Origin of the sequence: Arthrobacter sp. Soil763, assembly GCF_001428365.1 — a bacterium.
Taxonomy (GTDB): Bacteria; Actinomycetota; Actinomycetes; order Actinomycetales; family Micrococcaceae; genus Arthrobacter.
This window is the reverse complement of sequence record NZ_LMSH01000007.1, coordinates 1,304-12,626: the sequence shown is the minus strand read 5'-3', so window position 1 is coordinate 12,626 and position 11,323 is coordinate 1,304. Positions and strand designations below refer to the sequence as shown.

Here is an 11,323-nt window from a genome sequence, read left to right as displayed (position 1 = left end):
ATGCTGGTACTTACACGCAAGCCGGGCGAACAGATCATGATCGGCGACGGCATCGTCATCACTGTTCTTGAAGGCCGCGGCGACGGTGTCCGGATCGGCATCGAAGCGCCCCGCGGCGTCCCGATCCAGCGGCGCGAAGTCATCGAAGCGATCGCCGCCGCGAACCTGGCGGCCGCCGAAGCCGGCGCGGAAGCCGGGTCCGGCACCGAGGATGCGCTGCGCGGGCTGCTGCCCCCGCCCGCCCGGGACTGACCCCGCCCGGCTGTCCCGGCTACGGCACCGCCGGCATCGACAATCAGTGCGAGTTCGCGTCGTCGCCCAGGTACTGCATCAACAACGGCTGCGCTGCGCGGCGCGTGATGGACAGGGCGCGTTCGACGTTCCCGGCCATCGTCAGCTGCTCGACCATCGCGGCCGGGTCGCCCGTGCCGGCCGGCAGCTCCAGTCCCAGGATCATGCGCTCGCTGGCCGCAGCAGCGTCCTCGAGCCGGATGAGCAGGGCACGCAGTCCCTCGAGGTGGTCCCGCAGGACATCCGGCCAGGCGCCCGGCGGTGCCGCGGCGATCAATTCGATCAGAGTCGCCTGCGCCGGCAGCCCCCACTCGGCCGCAACCGCCGCCGATTCGACGTTTCTGGCCAGCGCCTCGAAGCGCAGCCGGTCCAGGACGGACTCCACCTCCGAGGCGGTAAAGGACAACCATTCGATGTTGCCGGCGGTGAGGTGAAGGCGCTGGGTTTCCAGCCGGAACAGCAGCAGCTCGAGCTGCCGGCGTTCCTGCCACAGCGCCGCCGAAAGATCCCCTGCACCCATGGGCCCAATTTCCCCCGTCATCCCGGCCAAATTACGGCTTTCCGCATTTTCCGCCAAGCTTTTCCCTGAGGGTACACGCAGATTCCGGATCAGGTGATAGGTTTCGTTCTGGGTGCTGCGCCCGGGCTTCGAACACCGCCTCCCATGGGGGGAGTGCGGGACCGTTTGAGGGTGCGGCTCTCAGGGTTTTAAAACTCCTGATCCGGTCTCATGGGGGGACAACACTATTGAATCGCGTGGAACGCAACGAGATGGTCATCCAGCATCTTCCGCTGGTCGGCTACCTCGTCTCAGAATTGTGCTCGAAGGCGTCCCACCTCTCGCGCGATGATCTGGCGTCGGCTGGCGCCGTGGCCCTGATTACCTCGGCCGACTCCTTTGATCCCGGCCTCGGCGTGCCCTTCGGCGCCTTCGCCCGCCGCCGCATCCTCGGTGCCTTCGCCGACGAGATGCGCGCCAGTGACTGGGCCACGCGCTCGGCCCGACGGCGGATCAAAGAGACCATGTCGGTGCAGGAAACCCTGGCGGCCGCACTCGGCCGCACGCCGTCCGTGGAGGAGATCGCCTCGGCGCTGGGCGTCCAGCAAAGCGTCGTCGAAGCTGCCCTCGCGGACGCCTCCCGCACCCTCACCCCCCTGGACGACGCCGTCGTCGACACGCTGGCCGCCGAAACGCTGTCGCCGGAAAGCTCGGTCCTCGCCGACGAGCGCCTGCAGTACCTCCGGGCGGCTGTGAAATCCCTGCCGGAGCGGATGCGCTACGTCGTCGAAGAAATCTACTTTGGTGACCGGACCGTTAAGGACCTCGCCGCGGAACTGGGCTCCACGCACGCCGCCGTGTCGCAGCAACGCGCGGAGGCCATCCGGTTGATGCGCGACGGGCTCACGGCCCATTACGCGGACGACCCGGACCAGGGCTTTGAGCCGCAGTCGCGGATTACCCCGCGCCGACGCAACGATTACCTCGCCCAGTTGTCGCAGGCTACGGCCGGCGGCATCACCCGGGCCATCTTCCCGCAAGGACCGGTGCTGAACCAGGCTGTTTAGGTGTCACGGCTGCTTAGTAAGCTCGCTTAGTAAGCTGATCGTGAAATTCGCACCGGACCGTCGCCCGCCGCCTCCTCCCTGGGGTAGCGTCTGAGGCATAACGCCCATCCAGACGTTCCTATCAAGGAGGATTCATGAAAGCATCACCTACCCTGGCGAGCAACATGCAGGCCGTTCTCGTGGACCTGATCGAACTCCACGTTCAGGGCAAGCAGGCGCACTGGAACATCGTGGGCACTAACTTCCGCGACCTGCACCTGCAGCTTGACGAGATCATCGAGGCCGCCCGAGGTTTCGCCGACGAGATGGCCGAGCGCATGCGCGCCCTGCACGCCCTGCCTGACGGCCGCAGCTCCACGGTTTCCAAGACCACGGCACTCGCCGAATTCCCCACCGGCCTGATCAACACCAAGGACGCCATCGACAAGATCGTCGCCGCCCTGGAGGCCGCCGTCGGCACCATGCGCAAGGTGCACGACGAGGTGGACGAGGAAGATCCCACCACGGCCGACCTGCTGCACGCGTTCATCGCCAAGTTTGAGCAGTACGCCTGGATGGTCAACGCCGAAACCATGCGCGCCTCGGCCTCCGTCACCACCGCGGAGCCCAAGAAGTAGCAGTACCTCTTCCAAACGTCCGGCGCCAGGATTTCCCGGCGCCGGACGTTTGCCGTTTAACCCTCGACGGCTTCGGGTGGCTGGGATTCCCGGCCTGGCGGGGACCCAGCCGGTAGGTCAGGCCGCCGTCGGCACCTTTCGCAGGACGACGCCGGCCAGCACCGCGGCGCCGGCCATCAGGGCGAATGCGATCGCGGCGGTGATGTGGACGCCCGAGTCGAAAGCGGCCCGGGCGGCGGTCATCACCGCCTCTGCCAGCGGGGCCGGCAGGGCCTGGGCCAGTTCGGAGGCGCCCGCGAGGGTTTCGCCGGCCTGGGCTGTGGCGTTCGACGGCGCTCCGGCCAGTCCGGCGGGAAGCTGCAGGTTGCGCTGATAGGACGCGGTCAGGATCGAACCCAGGATCGCGGTGCCGAGCAGCGAGCCGACCTCGTAGCCCGTTTCCGAGATGGCGGAGGCTGCGCCGGATTTCGCCGCCGGCGCCGCGCCCAGGATCAGGTCGTTGGAGATCGTCTCGGCCGCGCCGACGCCCAGGCATAGCACCAGCAGGGCGCCCAGCAGCAGGCCTGGGCCGCCGCTGTGGTCGCCCAGCGCTACGACGGCATAGCCGGCCGCGCTCAGGAGCAGGCCGCCCGCCACGACGAACCCGGGGCGGACCCGGCGTACCAGCGGCACCACGAGCAGGCCGGCGACGACGGTGGCAACCAGGGCCGGAACCATTGCCAGTCCGGACTCCGAGGGGCTCTGTCCCTCAAGCAGTTGCAGGTGCTGGGCGAGGAACAGGATGAAGCCGTTGTAGGAGAACAGGGCCAGGACGTTGGCCGTAATGGCGGTGCTGAATACGGGGTTGGCGAACAGGCCCAGGTCCAGTAGGGGAGTGGCGGAAGCCGAGGCGGCCAGCGCCCGCTGGCGGCGGACGAAGGCGTATCCCGCTGCCAGGCCTGCCGCCAGGGCAGCCAGCGGCTCCGGTGCCACGCCGTGGGTGGCGAACAGCTTGATGCCGTAGACCGCAGGAATCATGGCCAGCAGGGACAGGGCGATGCTGGGCGCATCCACCCTGCCGGGGTTCGGGTCCCGCGACTCCGGGATCAGCGTGGGGCCCAGGACCAGCAGCGGCAGGATGATCGGCACGGCCACCAGCAGGACCGCGCCCCACCAAAAGTGTTCCACGAGCCAGCCGCCGAAGATCGGGCCCAGGGCGGCGCCGCCGGAGAAGCCCGCCGCCCAGATAGCCACCGCGAGCCGCCGCCGGTTGGGCTGGGGAAAGATGTTCCGGATCAGGGAGAGGGTTGAAGGCATCAGCATGGCTCCGAAGAAGCCCAGCCCCGCCCGGCCGGCAATCAGCCATTCGGCTGCCGGGGCGAACGCCGTCACGGCCGAGACGGCGGCGAAACCGGTGCTGCCGATAAAGAGCAGCCGGCGCCGACCAATCCGGTCGCCCAGGCTGCCCATCGCCACCAGCAGCCCGGCCAACACCAGCGGGTAGGCGTCCACGATCCACAGCAGCTGCACTCCGGTGGCGTCCAGGCTGCTGGCGATGGCCGGGAGTGCGAACGTTAGCGCGGTGTTGTCCACCGCGACGAGGAGTACCGGAAACATCAGCAGCGAGAGCGCCAGCCAGTCACGCCATGGTGCCCGGGGAGGGCTGGCGGACCGGAGGGGCGAGGTCTGGGGTGCGCTGCGCATAAAATAACTGTACCGTCTGGACGGTACAGTTAAGAAGTTCGCCCGTGAGAAGGCATGATGGAAGCCATGGCCAGAAAACCGGTAGCCCGCGAGGCGATCCTCGATGCTTTCGAAGCGCTGCTCATTGCCGAGGGGGAGCGGGCCGCGACGCTGGATGCCGTGGCCGCCCGCGCCGGGGTTTCCAAGGGCGGCCTGCTCTACCACTTCCCGAACAAGGAAGCGATGATCGCGGTGCTCCTGGAGCGCCTCGACCGCCTCCTGGCCGAAGACCTCGCCGCCATGGCCGCCGCGCCCGAGGGGGCTGCGGCCTACTTCATCCGCTCCTCGGTCTGGGCGGATACCCCGCTGGACCGTGTCTTCGTGGCCGCCACCCGGCTGGCCGAAGTCGCCCACGCCGAAACCCTGCGGCGGATGGCCGGGGTTCAGGCGAGCTGGCTGGCGCTGCTGGCGGCCGACGTCGGACCGGCCATGGCCCGGCCGGTGCTCTACATGGGGGACGGGCTCTACTTCAACGCCATGCTCGACCGCGGACCCGGCGGCTCGGCTCCGGAACTTGCCGGCGGCGTCGAGGACCTGCTCGCCGCCGTCGAGCGCCTGCGCAACTAACCTTCCGCCCTCCCGTCCCGCAGCACCCTCCCTCAGGTCCGGTGCGCTTTCGGCGGACGCTCCATCACGTCTGGTGCCCTTCCGGGGCGCTCCCGCAGATCCGGTGCCCTTCCGGGGACCCTCCCGCACATCCTGTGAGGGGGCGTTTCGAAAAAAGCGCCGGAGGTGAGGGAGTGTTGGGGAAATTCGCGCCGAAGGTGAGGGAGTGTCGGGGAAAACCGCGCCGGAAGTGAGGGAGCGTCGGAGGGGGCGGCGGGGTCTGGGGGCGGAGAGGCCGCGCTGGAGAAATGGGGTTTGCGGACGCGCCTCCGGCATAGGACAATGGAGGCTGTGACTGTGGTCACGAGTAATTGAATAGCCTCTGATCTGCGGCGGGAGAGTCCTGCCAGTAGGTACACGCAGGCGCCGTAGGAGCAAACCCTCCCCAGGAATCTCTCAGGCCCATGTACCGCCGCGGCAAGGCAACTCTGGAAAGCAGCAAGCGCGCCATGTAGCGCGCTGTGCTCACCGACGGTGCAAGCGGAGCCTCGCGAAAGCGGCTGCGCGGAAACTCTCAGGTCCAATACAGAGCGGGGAGGAACCCGAATCAATGTGGCGTACCCTGCGCCGCCTTAGTTATGGAGTTCCTTGTGACTGTTACCTCAGCCTCCACGTCCTTCGTCGACCGGCACATCGGCGCCCGCCGCCAGACCGACATCGACACCATGCTGAAGGCTGTCGGCTACGACACCGTCGATGCGCTCGTGGACACCGCCGTGCCGAAGGACATTCGGCAGGACTCCGACCTCGCGCTCGCCGCAGCCCTGAGCGAAGTCGAAGTGCTCGCCGAACTGCGCAAGCTGGCCGCCAAGAACAAGACTGCCGTGCAGATGATCGGCCAGGGCTACTACGACACCGTCACGCCCGCCGTGATCCGCCGCAACATCCTCGAGGCCCCGGGCTGGTACACCGCCTACACGCCCTACCAGCCGGAAATCTCGCAGGGCCGGCTCGAGGCGCTGCTGAACTTCCAGACCATGGTTCAGGACCTGACCGCCCTGCCCATCGCCAACGCCTCGCTGCTGGACGAAGCCACCGCCGTCGCCGAGGCCGTGCTGATGATGCGGAGGGCCAACAAGAACAAAACGGCCCACGACGGCAAAACCGTCCTCGACGCCGACTGCCTCCCGCAGACCATCGCCATCGTCAAGGGCCGCGCCGAGGCGCTCGGCTTCGAGGTCGAGGTCGCCGACCTGTCCCAGGGCCTGCCCGGCGGCGACATCAACGGCATCGTGCTGCAGCAGCCCGGCGCCTCCGGCCGGGTCTTCGACCACTCCGCCGTCATCGCCGAGGCCAAGGAGCGCGGCGCGCTCGTCACCGTCGCCGCGGACCTGCTCTCCCTGACCCTGATCACTTCCCCGGGCGAACAGGGGGCCGACATCGCCGTCGGCTCCGCCCAGCGCTTCGGCGTCCCGCTGTTCTTCGGCGGCCCGCACGCCGCGTACATGGCCGTCCAGAAGGGCCTGGAACGCTCCATGCCCGGCCGCCTCGTCGGCGTCTCCAAGGACAACGCCGGCGTCCCCGCCTACCGGCTCGCGCTGCAGACCCGCGAACAGCACATCCGCCGCGAGAAGGCCACCTCCAACATCTGCACCGCCCAGGCGCTGCTGGCGATCGTGGCTTCCTTCTACGCCGTCTACCACGGCCCGGACGGCCTGAAGGCCATCGCCGAGACCGTCCACGGCCACGCCCGGACCATTGCCGCCTCGCTCAAAGCAGCCGGCCTGGAGGTCCTGCACACCTCGTTCTTCGACACCGTAACCGTGTCCGTCCCGGGCAAGGCCGCCGAGATCATCGCCGCCGCCGACGCCAAGGGCATCAACCTGCGCGCCATCGACGCCGACACTGTCGGCATCTCGGCCGATGAAGCCACGACGGCGGCTATCGTCGCCGACGTCGCCGCCGCCTTCGGTGCCACCGTCGCGGACACTTCTGAAGGCTTCGCCCTGGACACCGCCGTCGAACGCACCTCCGACTACCTCCAGCACCCGGTCTTCAACACCCACCGCTCCGAGACCCAGCTGCTGCGTTACATCCGCCGCCTCTCGGACCGTGACCTGGCCCTGGACCGCACCATGATCCCGCTCGGATCCTGCACCATGAAGCTGAACGCCACGGCCGAGATGGAAGCCATCTCCTGGCCCGAGTTCGCCTCCATCCACCCCTTCGCCCCGGAATCGCAGACCGCCGAAGCTGAACGCCACGGCCGAGATGGAAGCCATCTCCTGGCCCGAGTTCGCCTCCATCCACCCCTTCGCCCCGGAATCGCAGACCGCCGGCTGGCGCGAGCTGATCGAGGGCCTGGAAGCTGACCTGACCGAGATCACCGGCTACGACCAGGTCTCCATCCAGCCGAACGCCGGCTCCCAGGGTGAGCTCGCCGGACTCCTCGCGATCCGCGGCTACCACCTCTCCCGCGGCGACGAGCAGCGCAACATCTGCCTGATCCCGGCCTCCGCGCACGGCACCAACGCCGCCTCCGCGGTCCTGGCCGGCATGAAGGTCGTCGTCGTGGCCACCGCCGCCGACGGCACGATCGACCACGCCGACCTGCAGGCCAAGATCGAGCAGCACAAGGACGCCCTCTCGGCGATCATGATCACCTACCCGTCCACGCACGGGGTGTACGACGCCGACGTCCGTGAGGTCTGCGACGCNCAAGATCGAGCAGCACAAGGACGCCCTCTCGGCGATCATGATCACCTACCCGTCCACGCACGGGGTGTACGACGCCGACGTCCGTGAGGTCTGCGACGCCATCCACGCCGCCGGCGGCCAGGTCTACATTGACGGCGCGAACCTCAACGCCCTCGTGGGCCTGGCGCAGCCGGGCATGTTCGGCGGCGACGTCTCGCACCTGAACCTGCACAAGACCTTCTGCATCCCGCACGGCGGCGGCGGACCCGGCGTGGGCCCGGTTGCGGCCAAGGCGCACCTGGCCCCGTTCATGCCCGGCAACGCGGCCGACCCGGCGAACGGCGCCGAGGGCACCCCGATTTCCGCNGGCGTGGGCCCGGTTGCGGCCAAGGCGCACCTGGCCCCGTTCATGCCCGGCAACGCGGCCGACCCGGCGAACGGCGCCGAGGGCACCCCGATTTCCGCGTCCCGCTACGGTTCGGCCGGTGTGCTGCCGATTTCCTGGGCCTACGTGAAGCTGATGGGCGGGCAGGGCCTGACCGAAGCCACCAAGTCCGCGCTGCTCGCCGCGAACTACATCGCGGCCCGCCTCAACGACCACTTCCCGGTGCTCTACACCGGTGAGGGCGGGCTCGTGGCGCACGAGTGCATCCTGGACCTGCGCGAGCTCACGGCCAAGACCGGCGTGACCGCCGAGGACGTCGCCAAGCGCCTGATCGACTACGGCTTCCACGCCCCGACGCTGGCGTTCCCGGTGGCCGGGACCCTGATGGTCGAGCCCACGGAATCCGAGGACCTCGGCGAGATCGACCGGTTCATCACCGCCATGATCACCATCCGCAAGGAAATCGACCAGGTGGCACACGGCGACTTCACCGTGGAGCACAGCCCGCTGCGCAACGCACCCCACACCGCGTCCGCAGTGATCAGCACCGATTGGGAGCGCGGCTACTCCCGCGAACAGGCAGTCTTCCCCGTCCCAGGCAGTCTTCCCCGTCCACACGCTCAAGCAGGACAAGTACTTCCCGCCGGTCGGCCGGATCGACGGCGCCGCCGGCGACCGGAACCTGATCTGCTCCTGCCCGCCGCTCGAGGCCTTCGAAGATCACTCCGACGACTCCGCAGACTCTGCCAATTAAGGACAGCCAACGATGACTGAGAACTACACCGCGCTCTACGAAGAGCACAAGAAGCTCGGCGCCTCCTTCACGGACTTCGGCGGCTGGCAGATGCCCTTGAAGTACGGCTCGGAGCTCGCCGAGCACCATGCCGTCCGCACCTCCGCGGGCCTGTTCGACCTCTCCCACATGGGCGAGGTCTGGGTCACCGGCCCGGACGCCGCAGCGTTCCTTGACTACGCCCTCGTCGGAAAAATCTCCGCGATGGCGGTCGGTAAGGCCAAGTACTCGCTGATCTGCAACGAGGACGGCGGAATCATCGACGACCTCATCACTTACCGGCGCCCGGCGGCCGCCGACGGCACCGACAAGTTCCTCGTGGTCCCCAACGCGGGCAACGCCAAGGTCGTGGCCGCGGAACTGGCCGAACGCGCCGCAGGCTTCGACGTCACGGTCCAGGACGCCTCCGCCGAGATCTCGCTGGTCGCGGTGCAGGGCCCGAAGGCGGAGGCCATCCTGCTCCGTCTGGTTCCGGCCGCCCAGCACGAACTGGTCACCGGCCTGAAGTACTACGCCGCCGTCGAGGTCCCGTTCATGGTCGGCGGCGCCGGCAAGGACCTCCTCCTGGCGCGCACCGGCTACACCGGGGAAGACGGCTTCGAAATCTTCGTCGCCAACGACGACGCCGCCGCCCTCTGGCAGGCGCTCATCGCCATCGCCGAGGAGGGCGAGCTGACCCCCGCCGGGCTCGCTTCCCGCGACTCGCTGCGCCTTGAGGCCGGCATGCCGCTCTACGGCAACGAGCTCTCCCTCGAGGGCGACCCGTTCGCTGCCGGGCTTGGCCCCGTCGTCGCGCTGTCCAAGGAAGGCGACTTCGTCGGCAAGGCGGCCTTGGCCGCCAAGAAGGAAGCCGGCGCGGGCACCAGCACCGGACGCAGGCTCGTCGGGCTCAAGGGCCTCGGGCGCCGGGCCGGCCGCGGCCACTACCCGGTCCTCAAGGACGGCAACGTCGTCGGCGAGGTCACCTCCGGCCAGCCGTCCCCGACGCTGGGCTACCCGGTCGCGATGGCCTACGTCGATGTCGCTTTCACCGAGCCCGGCACTGCCCTGGACATCGACCTCCGCGGCAAGCCCGAACCGTTCGAGGTTGTGGCGCTGCCGTTCTACAAGCGCCAGAAGTAGCTCGGCGTCTGCCGTCCCCGGTCTGTGGCTGGCTTCGGGGGCGGCGCGCCCTAGTTTTCACGCGTGCTGCTCCTCCGTCGCTTTGACGCACGCTTTCGAAAACTACGGCGGGCCGCCCCCGCGCGTCTCGCACCTCCCGGATCACTTCAGTCTTTTTTAACCCTCTAGAACTTAGGAAATTTCATGGCAAAAGTAGCTCCCGAACTTCAGTATTCCGACGAGCATGAGTGGGTTGCCCGGGATGCCGGATCGGACGTCGTGTCCATCGGCATCTCGGCGGTCGCCACGGACGCGCTGGGTGACATCGTTTACGTTGACCTGCCCGAGGTCGGCTCCGCGGTGACCGCGGGCGAGACCTGCGGTGAGGTCGAGTCGACGAAGTCCGTTTCGGACCTGTACGCCCCGGTCACGGGCGAGGTCACCGAGATCAACGACGCCGTCGTGTCCGATCCGGCGCTGATCAACAGCGACCCCTACGGCGCCGGCTGGCTCTTCAAAGTGGCCGCCGTATCCGAGGGTCCGCTGCTCTCCGCCCAGGATTACGCCTCCAAAAACGGCGGCGAGCTGTGAGCGGCGCCGCGGCCGCAGGCACCAACACCGCAGTGTTCGAGCAGGTCGTGTCCCCGTCGCTGGACGCTGACCTGTCCGCCCTGGACCCGGAGATCGCCGCGCAGATCGACGCCGANAGGCACCAACACCGCAGTGTTCGAGCAGGTCGTGTCCCCGTCGCTGGACGCTGACCTGTCCGCCCTGGACCCGGAGATCGCCGCGCAGATCGACGCCGAACTGGGCCGCCAGCGCGACGGCCTGGAGATGATCGCCTCGGAGAACCACACCTCCCGGGCCGTGATGCAGGCGCAGGGTTCGGTGCTGACGAACAAGTACGCCGAGGGCTACCCGGGCAAGCGCTACTACGGCGGCTGCGAGCACGTCGACGTCGTCGAACAGCTCGCGATCGACCGGGTCAAGGCCCTCTTCGGTGCGGAGTTCGCGAACGTCCAGCCGCACTCCGGCGCGCAGGCGAACGCCTCGGTCATGCACGCCCTGATCCGCCCGGGCGACACCATCATGGGACTGAACCTGGCCCACGGCGGTCACCTGACCCACGGGATGAAGATCAACTTCTCCGGCCGGCTCTACAACGTCATCCCGTACCAGGTCCGCGAGGATGACCACCGCATCGACATGGCCGAGGTCGAACGCCTCGCCCACGAGCACAAACCGCAGCTGATCGTGGCCGGCTGGTCCGCGTACGCCCGGCAACTGGACTTCGCGGAGTTCCGCCGGATCGCCGACTCGGTCGGTGCGTACCTGATGGTGGACATGGCCCACTTCGCCGGGCTCGTGGCGGCGGGGCTGCACCCGTCCCCGGTGCCGCACGCGCACGTAACGACGTCGACGACGCACAAGACCCTCGCGGGCCCGCGCGGCGGCATCATCCTCTCCAACGACGCGGACATCGCCAAGAAGATCAACTCGGCCGTGTTCCCGGGCCAGCAGGGCGGCCCGCTCGAGCACGTCATCGCCGGCAAGGCCGTGGCCTTCAAGGTCGCCGCGTCACCGGAGTTCAAGGAACGCCAGGAA

Annotated in this window: 9 protein-coding genes, 3 pseudogenes and 1 riboswitch; of the genes and pseudogenes, 10 read left to right on the top strand and 2 right to left on the bottom strand. The window is 68.4% G+C overall.

Annotation, left to right across the window (positions count from 1 at the left end):
* Positions 1-252 carry a carbon storage regulator gene (locus ASG71_RS15930; protein WP_056741131.1) on the top strand — a complete coding sequence of 84 codons (252 nt, stop codon included), beginning with the start codon at positions 1-3 and terminating at the stop codon, positions 250-252.
* Between the two features lie 43 nt (positions 253-295).
* Here ASG71_RS15930 and flgN read toward each other — a convergent pair whose 3' ends face one another.
* The gene (gene flgN / locus ASG71_RS15925; RefSeq protein WP_056741129.1) at positions 296-811 is read right to left on the bottom strand and encodes a flagellar export chaperone FlgN; all 516 of its coding nucleotides are present in this window, start codon (positions 809-811) and stop codon (positions 296-298) included.
* A 227-nt stretch (positions 812-1,038) separates the two neighbouring features.
* Between flgN and ASG71_RS15920 the strand changes: the two genes are divergently transcribed.
* Positions 1,039-1,857, top strand: coding sequence for a sigma-70 family RNA polymerase sigma factor (locus tag ASG71_RS15920; protein ID WP_056741127.1), 819 nt, complete (start codon positions 1,039-1,041; stop codon positions 1,855-1,857).
* Between the two features lie 134 nt (positions 1,858-1,991).
* Positions 1,992-2,474, top strand: a complete 483-nt coding sequence (locus ASG71_RS15915) for a Dps family protein (protein WP_056741125.1) — start codon at positions 1,992-1,994, stop codon at positions 2,472-2,474.
* Positions 2,475-2,591: 117 nt separating this feature from the next.
* On the opposite strand, the gene ASG71_RS15910 is transcribed toward ASG71_RS15915, so the two are convergent.
* The gene (locus ASG71_RS15910; protein WP_056741123.1) at positions 2,592-4,157 is read right to left on the bottom strand and encodes an MFS transporter; all 1,566 of its coding nucleotides are present in this window, start codon (positions 4,155-4,157) and stop codon (positions 2,592-2,594) included.
* Between the two features lie 66 nt (positions 4,158-4,223).
* On the opposite strand from ASG71_RS15910, the gene ASG71_RS15905 reads away from it, so the two are divergent.
* The 7 genes and pseudogenes from ASG71_RS15905 to glyA form a co-directional block, all read left to right on the top strand.
* Positions 4,224-4,763 (top strand): TetR/AcrR family transcriptional regulator, encoded by a 540-nt coding sequence (locus ASG71_RS15905; RefSeq protein WP_056741235.1) that lies wholly within the window; start codon positions 4,224-4,226, stop codon positions 4,761-4,763.
* A gap of 362 nt (positions 4,764-5,125) precedes the next feature.
* A riboswitch (glycine riboswitch) is annotated at positions 5,126-5,224 on the top strand.
* A 168-nt stretch (positions 5,225-5,392) separates the two neighbouring features.
* A pseudogene (locus ASG71_RS15900) lies at positions 5,393-7,459 on the top strand (glycine dehydrogenase (aminomethyl-transferring)); the annotation flags it as partial.
* Between the two features lie 65 nt (positions 7,460-7,524).
* Positions 7,525-7,805 (top strand): annotated as a pseudogene (locus tag ASG71_RS17060) (hypothetical protein); the annotation flags it as partial.
* 1 nt (position 7,806) lies between these two features.
* Positions 7,807-8,578: pseudogene (locus ASG71_RS17055) on the top strand (glycine dehydrogenase (aminomethyl-transferring)); the annotation flags it as partial.
* 12 nt (positions 8,579-8,590) lie between these two features.
* Positions 8,591-9,739, top strand: a complete 1,149-nt coding sequence (gcvT, locus tag ASG71_RS15895; RefSeq protein WP_056741121.1) for a glycine cleavage system aminomethyltransferase GcvT — start codon at positions 8,591-8,593, stop codon at positions 9,737-9,739.
* 183 nt (positions 9,740-9,922) lie between these two features.
* Positions 9,923-10,309, top strand: coding sequence for a glycine cleavage system protein GcvH (gene gcvH / locus ASG71_RS15890; RefSeq protein ID WP_056741120.1), 387 nt, complete (start codon positions 9,923-9,925; stop codon positions 10,307-10,309).
* A 132-nt stretch (positions 10,310-10,441) separates the two neighbouring features.
* Positions 10,442-11,323, top strand: an 882-nt coding sequence (glyA, locus tag ASG71_RS15885; protein WP_321164508.1) for a serine hydroxymethyltransferase, incomplete at its 3' end; no start/stop codon positions are given.

Bases quoted from the DNA above. Each gene is read 5' to 3' on its own strand.
- ASG71_RS15930 (WP_056741131.1), top strand. From the start codon at position 1: ATGCTGGTACTTACACGCAAGCCGGGCGAACAGATCATGATCGGCGAC.
- flgN (WP_056741129.1), bottom strand. From the start codon at position 811: ATGGGTGCAGGGGATCTTTCGGCGGCGCTGTGGCAGGAACGCCGGCAG.
- ASG71_RS15915 (WP_056741125.1), top strand. From the start codon at position 1,992: ATGAAAGCATCACCTACCCTGGCGAGCAACATGCAGGCCGTTCTCGTG.
- ASG71_RS15910 (WP_056741123.1), bottom strand. From the start codon at position 4,157: ATGCGCAGCGCACCCCAGACCTCGCCCCTCCGGTCCGCCAGCCCTCCC.
- ASG71_RS15905 (WP_056741235.1), top strand. From the start codon at position 4,224: ATGGCCAGAAAACCGGTAGCCCGCGAGGCGATCCTCGATGCTTTCGAA.
- gcvT (WP_056741121.1), top strand. From the start codon at position 8,591: ATGACTGAGAACTACACCGCGCTCTACGAAGAGCACAAGAAGCTCGGC.
- gcvH (WP_056741120.1), top strand. From the start codon at position 9,923: ATGGCAAAAGTAGCTCCCGAACTTCAGTATTCCGACGAGCATGAGTGG.